15 protein-coding genes are annotated in these 17,210 nt (G+C 41.5%); 9 read left to right on the top strand and 6 right to left on the bottom strand.

From position 1 onward, the window contains the following. Nucleotides 1–65 precede the first annotated feature (65 nt). Nucleotides 66–1,184, top strand: coding sequence for a multiple monosaccharide ABC transporter permease (gene mmsB / locus MKX82_RS18315; RefSeq protein ID WP_233316145.1), 1,119 nt, complete (start codon nucleotides 66–68; stop codon nucleotides 1,182–1,184). A 52-nt stretch (nucleotides 1,185–1,236) separates the two neighbouring features. Here the strand turns inward: mmsB and MKX82_RS18310 are convergent, their stop codons facing one another. After that, on the bottom strand, nucleotides 1,237–2,259 hold the full coding sequence (locus MKX82_RS18310) for a zinc-binding alcohol dehydrogenase family protein (protein WP_341079002.1): 1,023 nt from the start codon (nucleotides 2,257–2,259) through the stop codon (nucleotides 1,237–1,239). A 122-nt stretch (nucleotides 2,260–2,381) separates the two neighbouring features. Here MKX82_RS18310 and MKX82_RS18305 point away from each other — a divergent pair, with 122 nt between their 5' ends. Next, complete coding sequence (locus MKX82_RS18305) at nucleotides 2,382–2,732, top strand: winged helix-turn-helix transcriptional regulator (protein WP_233315831.1); 351 nt, start codon at nucleotides 2,382–2,384, stop codon at nucleotides 2,730–2,732. A 28-nt stretch (nucleotides 2,733–2,760) separates the two neighbouring features. Here MKX82_RS18305 and MKX82_RS18300 read toward each other — a convergent pair whose 3' ends face one another. Together MKX82_RS18300 and MKX82_RS18295 are read right to left on the bottom strand one after the other, a co-directional pair. Next, a complete protein-coding gene (locus tag MKX82_RS18300) occupies nucleotides 2,761–3,678 on the bottom strand; it encodes an ArsR/SmtB family transcription factor (protein ID WP_341079000.1) in 918 nt (305 codons plus the stop codon). Nucleotides 3,679–3,714: 36 nt separating this feature from the next. Continuing rightward, nucleotides 3,715–4,341, bottom strand: coding sequence for a YesL family protein (locus MKX82_RS18295; protein WP_341078998.1), 627 nt, complete (start codon nucleotides 4,339–4,341; stop codon nucleotides 3,715–3,717). A gap of 350 nt (nucleotides 4,342–4,691) precedes the next feature. Here MKX82_RS18295 and MKX82_RS18290 point away from each other — a divergent pair, with 350 nt between their 5' ends. The 4 genes from MKX82_RS18290 to arfA are packed head-to-tail and all read left to right on the top strand — an operon-like array spanning nucleotide 4,692 to nucleotide 9,353. Beyond that, a complete protein-coding gene (locus MKX82_RS18290) occupies nucleotides 4,692–5,993 on the top strand; it encodes an ABC transporter substrate-binding protein (RefSeq protein ID WP_341078996.1) in 1,302 nt (433 codons plus the stop codon). A gap of 55 nt (nucleotides 5,994–6,048) precedes the next feature. Further along, the gene (locus MKX82_RS18285; protein WP_233315827.1) at nucleotides 6,049–6,978 is read left to right on the top strand and encodes a carbohydrate ABC transporter permease; all 930 of its coding nucleotides are present in this window, start codon (nucleotides 6,049–6,051) and stop codon (nucleotides 6,976–6,978) included. Continuing rightward, the gene (locus MKX82_RS18280; RefSeq protein WP_233315826.1) at nucleotides 6,975–7,817 is read left to right on the top strand and encodes a carbohydrate ABC transporter permease; all 843 of its coding nucleotides are present in this window, start codon (nucleotides 6,975–6,977) and stop codon (nucleotides 7,815–7,817) included. Before MKX82_RS18285 ends, MKX82_RS18280 begins: the two co-directional genes overlap by 4 nt. Before the next feature lie 30 nt (nucleotides 7,818–7,847). After that, nucleotides 7,848–9,353: an arabinosylfuranosidase ArfA gene (gene arfA, locus MKX82_RS18275; protein ID WP_233315825.1), complete on the top strand. Its 1,506-nt coding sequence runs from the start codon at nucleotides 7,848–7,850 to the stop codon at nucleotides 9,351–9,353. A gap of 195 nt (nucleotides 9,354–9,548) precedes the next feature. Here the strand turns inward: arfA and MKX82_RS18270 are convergent, their stop codons facing one another. Both MKX82_RS18270 and MKX82_RS18265 read right to left on the bottom strand, forming a co-directional pair. Then, nucleotides 9,549–9,713 carry a hypothetical protein gene (locus MKX82_RS18270; RefSeq protein WP_233315824.1) on the bottom strand — a complete coding sequence of 55 codons (165 nt, stop codon included), beginning with the start codon at nucleotides 9,711–9,713 and terminating at the stop codon, nucleotides 9,549–9,551. Nucleotides 9,714–9,798: 85 nt separating this feature from the next. Beyond that, complete coding sequence (locus MKX82_RS18265) at nucleotides 9,799–10,629, bottom strand: PAS domain S-box protein (protein ID WP_341078992.1); 831 nt, start codon at nucleotides 10,627–10,629, stop codon at nucleotides 9,799–9,801. A gap of 247 nt (nucleotides 10,630–10,876) precedes the next feature. Between MKX82_RS18265 and galU the strand changes: the two genes are divergently transcribed. Further along, nucleotides 10,877–11,773: a UTP--glucose-1-phosphate uridylyltransferase GalU gene (gene galU / locus MKX82_RS18260; protein ID WP_233315822.1), complete on the top strand. Its 897-nt coding sequence runs from the start codon at nucleotides 10,877–10,879 to the stop codon at nucleotides 11,771–11,773. 298 nt (nucleotides 11,774–12,071) lie between these two features. Here the strand turns inward: galU and MKX82_RS18255 are convergent, their stop codons facing one another. Continuing rightward, on the bottom strand, nucleotides 12,072–15,599 hold the full coding sequence (locus MKX82_RS18255) for an Ig-like domain-containing protein (RefSeq protein ID WP_341078989.1): 3,528 nt from the start codon (nucleotides 15,597–15,599) through the stop codon (nucleotides 12,072–12,074). 213 nt (nucleotides 15,600–15,812) lie between these two features. Here MKX82_RS18255 and MKX82_RS18250 point away from each other — a divergent pair, with 213 nt between their 5' ends. Both MKX82_RS18250 and MKX82_RS18245 read left to right on the top strand, forming a co-directional pair. Beyond that, entirely contained in the window at nucleotides 15,813–16,142 is a 330-nt protein-coding gene (locus tag MKX82_RS18250) for a hypothetical protein (protein ID WP_233315820.1), read from the top strand. Nucleotides 16,143–16,232: 90 nt separating this feature from the next. Further along, nucleotides 16,233–17,165: a glycoside hydrolase domain-containing protein gene (locus MKX82_RS18245; protein WP_341078987.1), complete on the top strand. Its 933-nt coding sequence runs from the start codon at nucleotides 16,233–16,235 to the stop codon at nucleotides 17,163–17,165. Nucleotides 17,166–17,210: the final 45 nt, after the last annotated feature.

The raw sequence follows: 17,210 nt of genomic DNA, 5'->3' as shown, positions 1-17,210 counted from the left end.
TGGAAGATTATCGAAATAAAGGCTCTGTGTTATCACTGATTCAGAGTAATTTACGCCAATATGGAATGTTTACCGCATTAGTGCTTATTATGATATTGTTTCAAGTTTTAACAGAGGGAATTCTGCTGCGGCCGCTGAATATCACCAATCTGATTTTGCAGAACAGCTATATTCTCGTCCTTGCAATTGGGATGGTCCTTGTTATTATTACAGGCCATATCGATTTGTCAGTCGGTTCTGTTGCTGCCTTTGTTGGCGCCATTTCTGGAATATTAATTATCAACCATGATATGCCCGTCTTTTTGGCCGTTATTCTTTCCTTATTAGTAGGCGCAGTAATCGGTGCATGGCAAGGCTTCTGGGTTGCATATGTCAAGATTCCCGCCTTTATCGTCACACTTGCAGGGATGCTTCTGTTCAGAGGCTTGACGATGCTTGTCCTTAAAGGCAAGTCAGTTGCGCCATATCCACAGTCTTTCCAGGATATCAGCTCAGGCTTTATTCCTGATATTTTTGGCGGCAGCACCTTGCATATGCTCACAATCGTCGCGGGCATTGTCTTTTCAATTATTTATTTGCTGCTTGAAGTACGAAATCGCCGAACACAGCTTCGTTATGATTTTGAAGTTTCTTCAAAAGGACTGTTTATCACGAAAATAGCCGCTGTGATTGTTCTGATTAATGTGTTCACATATGTGTTAGCAACATATGAAGGGATACCAATGATTCTAATTATCCTGATTGCTTTAGTTGCTATCTACAGCTTTGTGATGAAGAAAACTGTAATGGGCAGACATATTTATGCGATCGGCGGCAACGAAAAGGCTGCAAGTCTTTCTGGAATCAAAACAAAGAAAGCTACTTTCTGGGTGTTTGTGAATATGGGTGTTCTTGCTGCACTGTCTGGCTTGATTTTCGCAGCAAGGCTTAACGCTGCAACACCAAAAGCCGGGAACCTGTTCGAGCTGGATGCAATCGCAGCCTGCTTCATCGGCGGTGCGTCCGCATATGGCGGAATCGGCACAGTCGGCGGGGCCATTGTCGGCGGTCTTGTTATGGGTGTAATGAATAATGGTATGTCCATCATCGGCCTTGGGATCGACTGGCAGCAGGCCATTAAAGGACTTGTGCTGCTGATTGCGGTTGCTTTTGATATTTATAATAAGAATAAATTAGCATCGTAAATGCTTAAAACCCAAGCTCTAGTAGAGCTCGGGTTTTTGCTTTTATGAGTGATTATGCAAAGTCCTCTAACACTATTTTTCCTATTGTTTTTCCAGACTCGACTAAAGCATGTGCCTTCCTAATATTTTCAGCATGAATAGGAGACAATGTCTTCTTTAATGTTGTTTTAATAACACCTATATCAATTAGCTCACTCAATTGGTTTAAAAGCTGTTGCTGTTTCTCCATATCTTCTGTTTCATACATAGATCGTGTGAACATAAACTCCCAAACAAATGTAGCACTTTTATTTTTTAACACATTTAAATCAAGAGGCTGGGCATTTTCTACATTGGAACAAATCATTCCTTGTGGTTTAATGGCATCTGCCATGGCTAGCCAATGCTGGTCGGTATTATACAAGCATAGAATGAAATCAACATTTTCCATGCCATGCTGTTTCAATTGTTCCTGAAAGGAATGATGATGGTTCATAACAAAGTCTGCTCCCAGTTCTTTGACCCAATCGCTTGTACTTTGACGAGAGGCGGTGGCAATGACAGTAAGACCGGCCCATTTAGCAAGCTGAATCGCGATAGAACCAACTCCGCCAGCTCCGCCGATTATTAAAATGGTCTTTTGTTTGTTGTTTGCCTTGTCACTAGCTTCAATGGCTAATCTGTCGAATAAAGCTTCCCATGCTGTAATCGAGGTAAGCGGCAATGCTGCCGATTCGGCAAAAGTTAATGTGTGCGGTTTTTTGCCGACAATCCTTTCATCCACTAAATGGAATTCGCTGTAAGTTCCTGGACGGATAAGGCTACCGGAATAATAGACTTCATCACCGACTTGGAAATCGTGACAATCTTCTCCTGTTTCAACGACCACGCCACTTGCGTCCCAGCCAAGAATCTTTGGCTGTTCTTCTGTTTTTGATTTTGGGGAGCGCACCTTTACATCAACAGGATTTATCGATACAGCCTTGACCTTAACAAGCAAATCCCTTCCTGTTGCACGAGGCTTCGGCAGCTCTACATCAAACAAACTTTCTTCATCCTCAATAGGCAAATATTTTAATAGTCCAACAGCTTTCATACTAATGACAACTCCTTTAATCTTTGTTAATTGAAATTATAGGATGATAATCAAAATAATGTAAGAAGGCACATTTATGTTGTATAGTATCATTAATGTTACTAACTGTGAGGTGAGCTTTTATGCGAAACAGAAAAAGCGGGTATGGATGTCCAGAAGGATGTCCTGTCGAATCAACTCTTGATGTGATAGGGGGAAAGTGGAAGGGAGTAATTCTTTATTACCTCCTAGAAGATAAAAAACGATTTAATGAATTGCGGCGCCTGATGCCGGGAATTACTCAGAGAATCTTATCCCTCCAGCTAAGCGAGCTTGAAAAAGATGGAATTATTCACCGTGAGGTTTTTCCAGAGGTTCCTCCAAGAGTGGAATATTCCATGACAGAGTTTGGCAGAACATTAGAGCCAATTATCACCCAAATGAAGGACTGGGGCGATAAATACAAATCAAGAATCGAAAGCGTCAAAGAATAATAAAAGCGGGCAGAAAACCCCGCCCCCATCACTCCGGCAATACTTCCTCATAAAGAATCCGCGCCGTGATATCCTGTTCATAATTCCCAAAGCTTCTGCCGTAAAGAGTCAGGCCGCCAACTGTGCCTTCATCTGTGACAGCAAACTTCAACTTGATGTCAGGATGGTCTTGCAAACCGACATCCTCAATGGTTACATCAGAAATGCGGCAGCCATCAATAAATGTACCGCTTTTATTGATGCGCAAGAGCTTTAACAGCCCATACTGATTCAAGTGAGGCGGCCACCAGCTTGGGGTGCAGGCGCCTTTCGTTCCGCCGAAATCTCCTGGTGAATTCCAATAGCCCAGCTCAACATTATTTAAAGAAAAGAAGATATCAGAAGGCCAGTCATTATTATAGAAGGGTGCTTCTGAGCTGATTTCAAAAATGAATTGGATTTCTTTGAACTGTTGATTTTTCTTTAAATAGTTAGGAATTCGGTATTCTAGATAGCCTTTCTTCAGCCAGACGATTTCGGCATGAATATGGTCAGGGTCGGCAAAGTAGCGGGGGTTGTCAAACTCGCCGATAATGCTGTCCTTTGTCGCAAGGCCGCAGGTTGGATCTGCGGCATAATCACAGTAATGACCGACCTTTATTTCGTATTCGTAAAAGTTCTCCACCCCCTTGTCCTGCAGCTCGATTGTGAGGATATCTTCATTTAAATAACAGATTTTCTGGATTCCATGCTTGCCCCCTGCAGTTGTTATGTCAATCAGCCCGCTTTCCTCAAGCTTTTTTATATGCATTGTTACCGCTCCGTTCGAGAGCTGGAGTTTTTGGGCGATGTCGTTTAAATTTAAACTTTGATTTCTTTGCAAAAGGGTTAAGATTTCAAGGCGGATTTCAGAGCTTAACGCTTTGTAAATATTTAAGCCAGACCGGAGATCTTTTATATGTATCATCGATATTACCTTCTTTCTAAATAGTAAGCAGGCTTGTTATTTGCCTGCCCGTTTTTGTTCATATTGAGTAAATGTTTTTAAGCTGATCCACATCATATAAAATGCCGGCACACTTGCGCCAAAGAGAATAATGCTTCCTGGAAAGGTAATAAACAGATAGACGATGACAAGGAGTCCGCCGACCAGCTTTAATCCTGCTAGCGGCATCGCCAAGGTGAACAGCAGCGCATTTTTAATGATATGAAGTCCTTTCAGCTCGTAATGAACATAAATAGAGAAGAAATGGAGAATGCTGCAGGCATACAGTAAAGCGATAAATAACACTGGAAAATAGAGATACTGCAAGAAAGGAATGGACGTATGCTGAAGCGCTAGTAAATCAGCATATAGAACAAGTCCGCCAAAGCTGAGCAGCATACCTAGCAGATTGCTTTTCATAAATTCCTGCTTAAAAACAGACAAAAAAGTCGCAAAAATCGGCATGTCTGTTTCGCCAAGGAGCCATTTCCGTGTCACTGCAAACAAGCTGACAGTGGCAGGGAAGACACCGAATATTACTAGACCCAGCAAAGAAAATACCATCCATAATAGATGAATATATAAAAAGCGCAGAATCGAGTTGGAGATAGAATAGATAGAATCAATGAGCACAGCTCTTTTCATAGAAGACACTCCTTTTCTTTTAATAAAATATAAAATAAGCAGCTGCTTCTCTTTCATGTTTATGTGAAGGAATCTATAAAAATATAAAAAAACGGAAAAATCCTCCTATTTTCCTTTGCATAAGGAAAGAATATGTCAATTTGTAAGGGAGTAAAGGGAATTTCCCTTAAAATATTCCAAGTGATTACCGACTATTTTCACTTTATGACAGCGTTTTCCTAGACCATCTTCTTAATTATGAAAACGCATACATTTTTAAAGGGATGGCTTAATACTATGTAAATGTGTAAAACATTTTATGTTCTTTTAAAATAAACTGTTTTCCTAACAAGCTAAGAGGAGGAAAAAGGATGAAAAAGGGTCTTTTAGGAATGCTGGCTATCATTCTAGTAAGCTCCATGTTTTTAGCAGGCTGTAATAAGGGCAGTTCGGATAAAGGCTATTCGAACAGTGGAAAGGGAACAAAGATTGAATTGTGGACCTTCAACGAGCTTCATGAACAATATTATGAGCATATGGCGGAAAAGTGGAATGAAGAAAATCCTGATGATCAAATCAGCATCAAGGCCACTACATACCCATATGAGGATTTGCATAACAAGCTGCTTGTTGCCTTGCAGTCAGGGAAAGGTGCCCCGGATATTTCTGATGTGGAAATCTCTAAATTCGGCAACTTCCTGAAAGGTGAACCGCAAATCCTGCCTTTAGATGATGTAATTGACCCAGAAAGAGAAAATATCGTGCAATCACGTCTTGATATTTACGCCAAAGACGGCAAGACATATGGAATTGACTTTCATGTCGGCGCTGCCGTTATTTATTACAATAAAGAAATTTTGGATAAAGCCGGAGTCAATCCAGATGACATAAAAACATGGGCTGATTACAAGGAAGCTGGCAAAACAGTCCTTGAGAAAACTGGCATTCCGATGACGACACTTGATATTGAAGATCAATGGTCGTTCTGGCCGCAGGTTGCTCAGCTTGAAGGAAAAGACGATCTTTTGAAGGAGAATGGCGAGGTTAACCTGACAGATCCGCGCATTGTGGAGGTGCTTCAATATGAACAGGATCTTGTTAAAGAAGGAATTGCGATTCCATCTCCAGGAAATGACCATCATTCTGAGGAATATTACGGCTTCATGAATAATGGCGGAGCAGCCTCTGTGTGGATGCCGATGTGGTATATGGGCAGATTCACTGATTATATGCCTGATTTGAAAGGGAAAATCGTCATCAAGCCAATGCCTGCTTGGTCTGAAGGAGCACCGCGTTCAGCAGGGATGGGCGGTACAGGCACTGTTGTGACAAACCAGTCTAAAGATCCAGATGTAGCGAAGAAATTCCTTGCTTATGCAAAGCTGTCGAAGGAAGGCAATATCGAAATCTGGAAGCAGCTTGGCTTTGACCCGATTCGTTCTGATGTATGGGATTTGCCGGAAGTCAATGAAGAGAATAAATTCACAGAATACTTCGGTCCCAATATTTTCGGCACATTGCTGGAAGTGAAGAATGAAATTGAAGGTGTCAATATTGGCGAAAGAACACCAGACGTCTCAAATGCTGTTAAGACAACGATTTTATTCCAGTCATTAGTCGAAATGAAAGATCCGAAGCAAGCGCTGGAGGAAGCAGCAAACCAGATTAAATAAATCATCTTCAGGAGGCTTTGCCTTTGCCTCCTGATTCTAAAGGGGGGATCTTTACATGGAAGCAAGCAGCAGACAGGGCGGGAGGAAACAGAAGAAAAGAAGTCTCCTTTATTCTCAAAATGCAGCACCTTACTTTTTCATCTTTCCTTTCATTCTGTCTTTTTTCATCTTTTTTGCGTATCCCGTTGTCACGACGATTATCATGAGCTTTCAGGAAGTGCTGCCAGGGCAGACGACCTTTATCGGCTTAGACAACTATAAGGAATTATGGAATCCAACCTTTCTGACAGCCATCCGCAACAGCACTGTTTATACAATTTTGACATTAATTATCTTAATCCCAGTGCCGCTGATTCTTGCTGTGTTCCTTAATTCGAAGCTGATGTTTGCGAAGAACTTCTTTCGGTCTGTTACGTTCATTCCAGCACTCACATCTGTCGTTGTTGCAGGGATGATCTTCCGCTTAATCTTTGGCGGACAAGAGGGTGCATTGCTGAACTCTATTTTGATTAACTTTGGGATGGAGCCGAAAGCATGGCTGAACCATGGGGGCACAAGCATGTTTGTTCTTGTTGTGCTGGCAACATGGAAATGGATGGGCATCAATATCCTTTATTTCCTGGCAGGACTGCAAAATATCCCGCGGGAGTTGTATGAGTCGGCAGAGGTGGACGGTGCTTCAACATCACGGAAATTCTGGCATATTACCTTACCGCTGTTAAAGCCAATCAGTATTTATGTGTTTACCATCAGTATTTACGGCGGTTTCTCGATGTTTGCTGAAAGCTATATGCTTTATGGAAGCAACAGGTCGCCTAATAATATCGGGCTGACAATTGTCGGCTATTTATACCAAAAAGGCATCGAGCAAAATAATCTCGGCTTCGGTTCTGCAGTCGGCATCGCTTTGCTTGTGATTACGCTGATTATTACGTTAATTCAGCTTAAATTCTTTGGAATGTTCAAAAAGGAGGAACAAGGATGAAAACGAAGAAAAAGCTGAAGCTGTCGTCCATCCTATTGATCCTGCTCTTTGTGGCAATCGGTATTTTCGCCTTATTTCCGCTGTTTGCGATTACACTCGGCTCCTTGAAGCCGTCAACAGAAATTATGAGATACGGGCTCAATTTAAAGCTGCAGGCAGACCTGTTATCATTCGATAACTATTCTTATTTGTTCAACGGGGAAACAGACTATTTCATTTGGTATAAAAACAGCATAATCATCACCATTGCATCCACACTATCCTGCCTGCTTTTAACAAGCATGGTCGGCTACGGTCTTGCTGTCTATGACTTCAAGTTTAAGAACCTTGTGTTTGGACTCGTTTTAATTGTGATGATGATTCCTGTTGAAATCATTATGCTTCCATTATATAAGCTCACGATGAGCCTTGGCTTAATGGACACATTAGTCGGCGCCTTTCTGCCGTTTGTGGTTGCACCGATTCCAATTTTCTTCTTCCGCCAGTATGCGAGTGGGCTGCCTCGTGATTTGCTTGATGCAGCAAGGGTCGATGGCTGCACCGAAATCGGCATTTACTTCCGGGTGATGATGCCGTTAATGACACCAGCCTTTTCCTCGATGGCAATCCTGCAGGCATTAGGAAGCTGGAACAACTTCCTCTGGCCGTTGATTGTTTTACGATCAAGCGAAAATTTAACATTGCCGATCGGCTTATCTACATTGCTAACACCATACGGCAATAACTATGATGTGCTGATTGCCGGGTCTGTGATGGCGATATTCCCAGTGCTGATTCTGTATATTTTCTTCCAGCGCTACTTTATTGAAGGGATGACTGCCGGCGGTGTGAAGGGTTAACTTAAAAAAATGTGAAGGGAAGAAAGATATATGTACAAAAAAGCGAAGATGATTTTAGAAAAAGATTTTAAAATAGCTGAAGTCGATAACCGAATATATGGCTCCTTTATTGAGCATCTTGGCAGAGCCGTTTATGGGGGGATATTTGAGCCAGGTCATCCTGAAGCAGATGAAAAGGGGTTCCGCAAAGACGTAACAGGATTAATAAAAGAGCTGCAAGTGCCGCTAATCCGCTATCCTGGCGGCAACTTCGTATCAGGCTACAATTGGGAGGACGGTGTCGGGCCTGTTGAAAGCAGACCAAGCCGCCTTGAGCTTGCATGGCGTACAACAGAACCGAATGTCGTCGGCACAAATGAGTTCATGGAGTGGGCGAAGCAGGTTAATGCGGAGGTGAATATGGCCGTCAATCTTGGCACAAGAGGGATAGATGCAGCCAGAAACCTTGTCGAGTACTGCAATCATGACAGCGGCTCGTACTATAGTGATTTGCGCATAAGCCACGGCTATCGAGAGCCTCATAAAATTAAAACATGGTGTCTTGGCAATGAAATGGACGGTCCATGGCAAATCGGGCATAAAACAGCGGCAGAATATGGGCGCATTGCTCAAGAAGCGGCAAAGGTCATGAAATGGGTAGACCCGAATATTGAGCTTGTCGCCTGCGGCAGCTCAAACCGAAACATGCCGACATTTGCAGAATGGGAAGCAACGGTTTTGGATCATACGTATGACCATGTCGAATATATTTCCCTACACCAGTACTATGGCAACCATGATAATGACATCAGCAACTACTTGGCTCTGTCTCTGGAAATGGATGATTTTATTTCATCTGTCATCTCGATTGCAGATTATATTAAAGCAAAAAAACGGAGCAAAAAGAAAATCCATCTGTCCTTTGATGAGTGGAATGTATGGTATCACTCTAGAGAAGCAGATAAGCTGATTGAACCGTGGACAGTCGCACCGCCGCAGCTTGAGGATATTTATAATTTTGAGGATGCGCTGCTTGTCGGCTGTATGCTGATTACGATGCTAAAGCATGCCGACAGAGTAAAGATAGCCTGCCTTGCACAGCTTGTGAATGTCATTGCGCCAATCATGACAGAAGAGAATGGGCCTGCGTGGAAGCAGACAATTTTCTATCCATATATGCATGCGTCCGTTTACGGCAGAGGTGTTGCCTTAAATCCAGTTATCTCCAGCCCTAAATATGACAGCAAGGACTTCACCGATGTGCCAACATTAGAATCAACAGCAGTATATAATGAGGAAAACGAAGAACTGACAATCTTTGCTGTCAACAGAGATCTTCAAGAAGGCTTGCTGCTTGAATGCGATCTGCGCAGCTTTGAAGGCTATAAAGTTATCGAGCATATTGTGTTAGAGAATGACGATATTAAACAAACGAATTCTGCTACAGCTGAAGCAGTGAAACCACATACTAATGGAGATGCTGCCATAAGCGGAGGACAGCTGGCTGCGATGCTGCCGAAGCTGTCATGGAACGTCATCCGCCTCGTAAAAGCATAATGGATAACAGCCATGCTAAATTTTTAGCATGGCTGTTTATGTAGAAGAAACTTAAATGTAAAAGTTAAGTAGCACAGGCCCCACCTACGCCTTATGCCATTGATAGCCACTCATGCTATCCACGCTATCTTTATCATAATGGACAAATATGAACAGAATACGGACATACTGTAAAAGGTATGTTAAAAAAATATGTCAACTATGTCTTTTTGTTCGAAAAACAATATATTCTGCCTGAAGCAGCAAAGCGATAAAGAAAATAGGGAAGGAGATAGCTACTAACCTTCTGTGCCAATCTAGATTTCGCTTCAGCAAGCCTCCAGAAAAAAGCATTTCTATTAATGAAAACAAGAATTGCATGTTCACTCAACTCCTTTTTCTTAGTTTGCAATCTTCTGAAGCCGTTATACATAGCCCATAAAAAAAAGCCCGAAACTCCGGGCTGTTATTTCAAGGCAAGAAGCGCCTGTTTACATGATTGGAAGAAACGAATATTCAAGTCATTGCCGTTCGTATAAGTAATCGTATCCTGTGCCATCTTAACCTGCACACCGCTGATAATCAGCTCTGTGCCCATTAAGCCAAGAATATCATTGATCATTTTGAGACCATTATGTACAACTTCATCATATTTCAATAAACCTTGCAAGTCGATAATGAAATAATCTTCCTTAGAATTGCCGACATATGTTGATATATCCTGAACAAGCTGTTCAAACCGATCCATTGTTAAATCGCCAATAAGCGGTAAAATAGATGTTTTTTCGTTAATGGAAATAATAGGAGTAGAAAGACTCGCTATTTGCTCCAAATATTGGTTGATAAGCTGCTCTGATTCTTTTCTGTCAGTAATATCTTTTTGAATGCCAACAAAAAAGAGCTTACTGTCGTCTCCAATGCGAATGGGAGAAAGCTCAAGCTCATTCCAGAACATTTCACCGTTTTTGCGATAGTTACGCAGCTGAACAACAATATGTTCTTCATTTCTGATCGCATCCCGCAATGCTGTTACTGATCCTTGCTTTTTATCATTTCCTTGTAAGAACCGGCAGTTTTTGCCGAGAATGTCTATTGCCGCATACCCTGTCAACCGTTCGAATCCTCTATTTACATAAATGATGGGGTTATCCAGTAAGCTTGGGTCTGTGATGACAATACCGGTTCCAACTCTTTCCACTGCTTCTCTGATAAAGCTGTCTCTAAACATGTCAGGATACTGATTTGATTGGATGTTATTCCCCTCCTCGAAAGTTAAATTCCATTTAATAATAACCATTATAACAAAATGGAAAAGACAATAACATCACAGACTCTTATAGATATGTTAAAATGACAAATGCAAGCAATATGTCACATTATTTTCCATTATTTTTAAAAATTATAAAATAGTGCTAAAAAACCTTTGCAATACTAAGGAAAAGTGTTACTATAATTGTACGTTATTAAGAACATTTTGTTAAGTAAAAATTAAAGTGTACATATTATTATTTTTTAGATAGAGAGAGAAGATTGGAGAGGTTAAAATGAAACAAGTAAAAAAAGCGATCATTCCAGCAGCAGGATTAGGAACAAGATTCCTGCCAGCAACAAAAGCAATGCCAAAGGAAATGCTGCCAATTGTTGATAAACCGACAATTCAGTATATCGTTGAAGAAGCAATCGCTTCTGGCATTGAAGACATCATCATCGTAACAGGAAAAGGCAAAAGAGCAATTGAAGATCATTTCGACTATGCTCATGAGCTGGAGCAAAATTTGCTTGAGAAGAAGAAGTTTGATCTTTTGGAGAAAGTTCAATACTCCTCCAATCTTGCTGATATCCACTATATTCGTCAAAAAGAGCCGAAAGGACTTGGCCATGCTGTTTGGTGTGCGAAAAGCTTTATCGGCAACGAGCCATTTGCTGTCCTGCTTGGTGATGATATCGTTCAAAGTGACACACCTTGCTTGAAGCAGCTGATTGACCAGTATGAAGAAACACTTTCACCTGTCATCGGCGTACAGACTGTTCCAGACAGTGAAACAGACCGTTACGGCATTGTTGACCCTATCGAGCAAGAAGGCAGACGCTATCAAGTAAAGAACTTTATTGAAAAGCCGAAGCGCGGAACAGCACCATCTAACCTGGCTATTATGGGCAGATACGTGCTGACACCAGAAATTTTCATGTTCTTAGAAAAGCAGCAAACAGGAGCTGGCGGTGAAATTCAGCTGACAGACGCTATCCAAGAGCTGAACCAAATTCAACGAGTATTTGCTTACGACTTTGCAGGCAGCCGCTATGATGTTGGTGAGAAGCTTGGCTTTGTGAAGACAACATTGGAATTTGCTCTGCAACAGGACGAAATGAAGCAAGAGCTGATTGATTATATGAAGCAATTGATGAAAAAGCATGATAATGCAGAAATCAAAATTCTTTAATTAGAGCTAAGAACAGGGCATAATGGATGTCCTGTTCTTTTTTGTTCTATAACGCTATTATTCCATAATTTTACTGTATAATAATTACAGTAGAAAGGTGGAGGGAAATGAGTAAGGATACAAAGCAAAATGAAAAGAAGGATTTCACTGATTCAAGCTGGTTTATTTTTGTAGTTGTTTTGGTGGCGGGTCTTATTAATGTTTTTATTATTAAATAAAAGACGAGGGAGTCGCATCTTCGTCTTTTTTTACAACAAAAAAAGACAGACGGAAGATTAGCCTCCGTCTGTCTTGTCGATTATTTCGCTTTTGTGACTGTTTTTTCTGTCACTTTGCTAGTGTTCCCAGCTTTGTCTTTTGCTGTTACAGCAAGCACTGTTTTTTCTTTTTGCTTTTTAATTTTAATCGAGTAGTTGCCTTTTTTATCTGCTTTCCCACTGGCAATAGCTTTTTTATTTACTGTGATAGTAACAGTTGCATTAGCTTCTGTGCTGCCTTTTACCTGTGTTGTAGCAGTTGTGACATTGTTAACCTTTGGAGCCTTTGGCGCTGTTTTATCAGCAACCGTGATCGTTTTGGCTTTGCTGACATTGCCAGCTTTATCCTTCGCTGTGATGCTCAGCTTCGTGCCGGCCTTTTGCTTTTTGATGGCGATAGAATAAGCGCCTTTGCTGTCAGCTTTTCCACTCGCAACTGTCTTTTTGCCGTCTTTAATGGTGATAGAAGCATTTGCTTCTGCTTTACCAGTTATTTTTGTGCTGTTATCGCCGACTGTGCCGCTGACGGAAGGTGCGCCAGGTGCTGTTTTATCAGCTACCGTAATGGTTTTAGCTTTGCTGACATTGCCAGCTTTATCTTTTGCTGTAATGCTCAGCTTCGTGCCAGCCTTTTGTTTTTTAATGGTGATAGCGTAAGCACCTTTGCTGTTCGCTTTCCCGCTGGCAACAGCTTTTTTGCCATCTTTAATTTCAATGGAAGCATTTGCTTCTGCTTTGCCTTCAATTTTTGTGCTCTTGTCACTGATTGTGCCAGTCACAGAAGGAGCAGCTGGCGGTGTGCTGTCGCCAACAGTGATAGTCGCAGCTTTGCTTGTCAGCTTCGCACCGTCTGTTGCTGTAATACTTAGCTTCGTGCCCATTTTTTGTTTAGCAATCTTAATAGAGAACTTACCTTTGCTGTCCGCTTTGCCTGTGCCGATTGATTTTTTACCAGCTTTAACGGTAATCGCTGCGAATTCCTCTGCTGTTCCTGTCACCTTCTTATCATTGTCACCAACTTTATTAACTTTCGGTGCATTAGGTGCTGTTGTGTCTTCAAGGACAGCTGTGCGGATCGTTGCTTTTGCTGGTGTTCCATTTACTGTCTTTTCAAATGTTACTTCCAAAATGCTGTCTGTTTTTTGCAGCGGAATTTCGATAGCGTAATTGCCATTTTTGTCTGCTGTTGCTTTTTTCACGTCCTTGCCGATTTTTACACTAACAGCAGTGCCGCTTTCAGCTGTGCCTTTAAGAGCATAGCTGCTGTTGTAAACATCAGCGACAGTTGCTTTCAGCAATGCTGTGCTGTATGCCCCGTAAACATCGAGTCTGCCCCAGCCGGAAACATAATCATAGCCTGGTGGGAGGCTGTCTCCTTCTTCGTAAATAATTTCGCCGTCCTCTGTGATTACTTCTACTATATCTTCAAACTTGTACGGGTTGTCCTGCTCTTCAAAAGCAATGTTTTTTGCTGTTTCTGTCAGGATTTTTTCGACTTGCACAGGCTTCAAGCTGCTGTTTAATGACAGAAGCAATCCTGCAGCTGCGGCAACATGCGGTGTTGCCATTGATGTACCGCTGTAGTAAGTAACATTACCGTTTGGCACTAGGCTTGGGATATTAGTGCCTGGTGCGACTAAATCAGTGCCGATACCATAGTTGGAATAATCGGAAACAATATCCATGTCATTAGTAGCGCCGACAGATGTAGCATACTTGCTTGATGCAGGATAGCCGACTTCTTCCATACCGTCATTTCCTGTCGCAGCAACGATAGTTACATTATGGTTGTACGCATACTGCATCATATATTCCAATGTTCTGCTGTAAGGTCCGCCAAGGCTCATGTTAATGACTTTAGCACCTTTATCAACAGCATATTTAATTCCTTTAGCAATTTGTTCTGTATCACCTGAGCCGCTTGCGTCCAGAACTTTTACAGGAAGAATCTTCGCATTAGCATGAACACCAGAAATCGAATAGCCGTTATCCATACCTGCTGCGATAATGCCGCTCACATGTGTTCCGTGACCGTTATCGTCAAGGGCATTATTATTGTTGCCAATATAGTTATAGCCTTCAGAAGCTAATACATTGCTGCTTAAGTCAGCAAGTGTGCTGTCCACACCTGTATCTACAACAGCAATTACCGTTTCACTGGGCTTAGCTGCTGACAGCAAGGAATGAAGGGGACCGAACTGAATATCTGCACCGCTTGTTCCTTGTGTTTGGCCAGTGTTAGATAAAGACCATTGGTATGGATTAGAGACGTCATTTGTTGTCTTACCTAATGCTTTATATGTTTGAATTTGTTCTACATATTCAACTGCCGATGATTTTTTGACAGAGTTCACAATGCTGTTCTTTTGCTGTGTCGAATAGCTGTTGTCTTTTACTTCACTGCCAAGGTCGATTACATATAAATCATCAGCGATTTTATCTGAGTTATTTAAACCTTGGATTGTTTCACTTTGAGCTGCTTGTGCGCTTTTCTTGAAAGTTGATAGGCTTTTGCCTGATTTCAGTTTGACGATATACTTGTTGGAAGTATTCTTGTTAGAAATAGCTGTTGTAGAAGCTCCCAATTTATTAAATACAGTTGAGAGTGTTTTATCTTCTAAGTTGCTGATGTTGATTTTTGCTTCCGTCTTTTTCAGCTGTTCCTTCAATGTCTCAGGTGCAGCATCATAAGCATATTTGTACAAGCTGTTGATTGCTTTCACGTCTGCGCTTGTAAAGGTGTAAGTAGAGCTTGTGCCGTTTTTAAGCAATTCCGTGTAAATTGGCTTAAGCTGACGCAAGTTCTTTAACACATCACTGCGCATGCCTTCATCAAAAACGATTTTTGCACTTAAGAAAGGTGCCACCTTGTAGTATAAAGAAGACAGCTTTTTGCCTTCATCTGTTTGCGATAAAATCGAATCTCTGATTTCACGCAAGTCCTTCAAGATAGACAAACCATCCTTCTGCTCGCTAGTGCTCAATTCAACAGGGCATTCTTCCGCTGTTTCTGTTGAAGGCTCAAGCACTTCGCCTTTCACATTCAGTGTAAAGGAAGTATCAGCTTCGATAGGCTCTGCTTCTTCCGTTTCTTCACCTTCTGGTAATTCTTCTTCTGCTAGCTTCTCTTCTGAGACCTCTTCTTCTAAGACCTCTTCTTCATATGGATAATACTCAACCTTCACATAGTAAGAGCCAATCCATGCTAACGGAAAATGAATAACCGCTGGCGATTCGATAAAGCTGTAGCCTTGATACTGATCAAATGTGTTTTCAGCATTTGCATTTTCAAGACTAGAGTAAACGGAAACATTCATTTCCTCTGTTGAATCTAATGTGAATTCATAGTGCGAAAAGTTCTTAATGTCTTCTGCAGTCGGCGTGAATTTAAACCATTTAACATACTCTCCGTCTGCGAAGCTATCTTCAATTAGCTTCCCGCTAACTCCAGTGTCTGCTTCATCTGCAGTCGAGGCTGCCGCTGCTGGAAGTGCTGTCCAATTGCTGACAACTAAAACAAAGGCTAGTAAAAAAGTAAAGATCGAACCAATGCGTTTTTTGCTTTTCATCACGTTCCCCCTAGGAAAATTAATAGATTACAAATCTATTAAAGCATGTTTTTGGGAGAAGTGTTAATAATATCTAGTAAAAATGGAAAAATTATTCAGTTATTCCTATTTGTTAAAAAAGTTCGTAGGCATTAAGTCTGGAAATAGGAAATGACAGAAATTTTCTACTATTTATGGTAAAATAAACATTATCTGTAAATAGGAGGAGAAGAAATGAACAAAAAACTGATTCTGCCAATCCTCACACTCGTGCTGGAGGCAGTTGCCACCTTCCTCGTCGCTTCGTTTTTTTCAATTCGCTTTATTGAAGTAATGTTTTTTACTGGACTTGTGTTTACACTGATTATTTTTACCTTTTCCAGCAGCGGCGGAGCATGGACAAGATTTATCGACAGCCAGACAAGTGCACAAACAGGCATTATGCTCGAAAAAGAGCCGTTTTATTTACGAATGAATCTTTCCCTTATCACATCTGCTGTGTATACAGCAATCGGACTTATTCTGTTTATCTTATTAATCGCAAAGGTGATTCCGCCTGCTTAACTTGTAATTAAAAGCCCTCAATTGGGCTTTTTTATAGTTTGCCTGTCTAAAAAACTGTTTTTCTTCTATATATAAGGTAAGAAAGGAGAGATGATGATGGCAAGAGGATTTGATTGTGCAACAAAGCTCAACACTAAATCAGCGAGTGCCTTAAAGAAAGAAGGATTTGACTATACGGCCCGCTATCTTGGGAACAGCTGGAAGACATTTGATAAAACAGAAGCAGAAGCCATCAGCAAGGCCGGCTTAAAGCTGATCAGCATCTTTCAGAAAAGCGCCGACAGAGCAGCCTATTTTACAGAGGCACAAGGCAAGGCTGATGGACTGGAGGCGGTGAAAGCGGCAAAGGCAGTCGGCCAGCCACCGGGAACAGCGATTTATTTCGCAGTTGACTTTGATGCCAGAAGCAGTGCTATGCCAAACATTCTAGCTTATTTCAATGGAGTCAACAAAACATTCGAAACGTATAAGCTCGGCATTTACGGGTCCTATGCCGTCATGCTTGCAGTAAAGGGCAAGGCCGATTATTACTGGCAGACATATGCCTGGTCGAATGGCAGGATTGCTGACTTCATTCATATGCACCAATATGAAAACAATATTAAAGTCGCAGGGGTGCTGATAGACAGAAATGATGTTCGCAAAGAACCAGGGCACTGGAGTTCGACAGGAAAAAGCTCCGCCACTAAAAGCTTTGAGGTGAAAACAGAAACAGCTGCCTATTTAACAGCAGCAGATGCAAAGCTTGGCAAGCACAAAAAAGGGATTGTAAAGACTGGAAGCTACTATATTTTCAATGAATCAGCAGGAATGGTTAATGTCACGAAACAACAGGGAGTGCCAGGCTCATGGATTAACCCAAAAGCAAGTGGCTCAACAGAATACCATACTGTTGCAAAAGGAGACAGTCTTTCAAAGATTGCCCAACAATATGGCATAACCCTCGCCAATCTCCAAAATCTAAACCCGCAGATTAAGAATATCCATCTTATTTATCCAAACCAAAAAATTAAAGTAAAGTAGGGCAATGCTGCTCCCTAATTCTGAAGGGGGCTTATTTTTTTGTGA

The sequence above is a fragment of the Niallia sp. FSL R7-0271 genome, from assembly GCF_038005785.1.
GTDB lineage: Bacteria > Bacillota > Bacilli > Bacillales > Cytobacillaceae > Niallia.
This window is presented reverse-complemented; position numbering and strand designations above follow the sequence as displayed.

Excerpts from the sequence above, each read along its gene's own strand:
- arfA (WP_233315825.1), top strand. The coding sequence starts at position 7,848 with ATGTACAAAAAAGCGAAGATGATTTTAGAAAAAGATTTTAAAATAGCT.
- MKX82_RS18245 (WP_341078987.1), top strand. The coding sequence starts at position 16,233 with ATGATGATGGCAAGAGGATTTGATTGTGCAACAAAGCTCAACACTAAA.
- MKX82_RS18280 (WP_233315826.1), top strand. The coding sequence starts at position 6,975 with ATGAAAACGAAGAAAAAGCTGAAGCTGTCGTCCATCCTATTGATCCTG.
- MKX82_RS18295 (WP_341078998.1), bottom strand. The coding sequence starts at position 4,341 with ATGAAAAGAGCTGTGCTCATTGATTCTATCTATTCTATCTCCAACTCG.
- MKX82_RS18290 (WP_341078996.1), top strand. The coding sequence starts at position 4,692 with ATGAAAAAGGGTCTTTTAGGAATGCTGGCTATCATTCTAGTAAGCTCC.
- MKX82_RS18305 (WP_233315831.1), top strand. The coding sequence starts at position 2,382 with ATGCGAAACAGAAAAAGCGGGTATGGATGTCCAGAAGGATGTCCTGTC.
- mmsB (WP_233316145.1), top strand. The coding sequence starts at position 66 with ATGTTTACCGCATTAGTGCTTATTATGATATTGTTTCAAGTTTTAACA.
- galU (WP_233315822.1), top strand. The coding sequence starts at position 10,877 with ATGAAACAAGTAAAAAAAGCGATCATTCCAGCAGCAGGATTAGGAACA.
- MKX82_RS18255 (WP_341078989.1), bottom strand. The coding sequence starts at position 15,599 with ATGAAAAGCAAAAAACGCATTGGTTCGATCTTTACTTTTTTACTAGCC.
- MKX82_RS18310 (WP_341079002.1), bottom strand. The coding sequence starts at position 2,259 with ATGAAAGCTGTTGGACTATTAAAATATTTGCCTATTGAGGATGAAGAA.
- MKX82_RS18270 (WP_233315824.1), bottom strand. The coding sequence starts at position 9,713 with ATGCAATTCTTGTTTTCATTAATAGAAATGCTTTTTTCTGGAGGCTTG.
- MKX82_RS18285 (WP_233315827.1), top strand. The coding sequence starts at position 6,049 with ATGGAAGCAAGCAGCAGACAGGGCGGGAGGAAACAGAAGAAAAGAAGT.
- MKX82_RS18250 (WP_233315820.1), top strand. The coding sequence starts at position 15,813 with ATGAACAAAAAACTGATTCTGCCAATCCTCACACTCGTGCTGGAGGCA.
- MKX82_RS18300 (WP_341079000.1), bottom strand. The coding sequence starts at position 3,678 with ATGATACATATAAAAGATCTCCGGTCTGGCTTAAATATTTACAAAGCG.
- MKX82_RS18265 (WP_341078992.1), bottom strand. The coding sequence starts at position 10,629 with ATGGTTATTATTAAATGGAATTTAACTTTCGAGGAGGGGAATAACATC.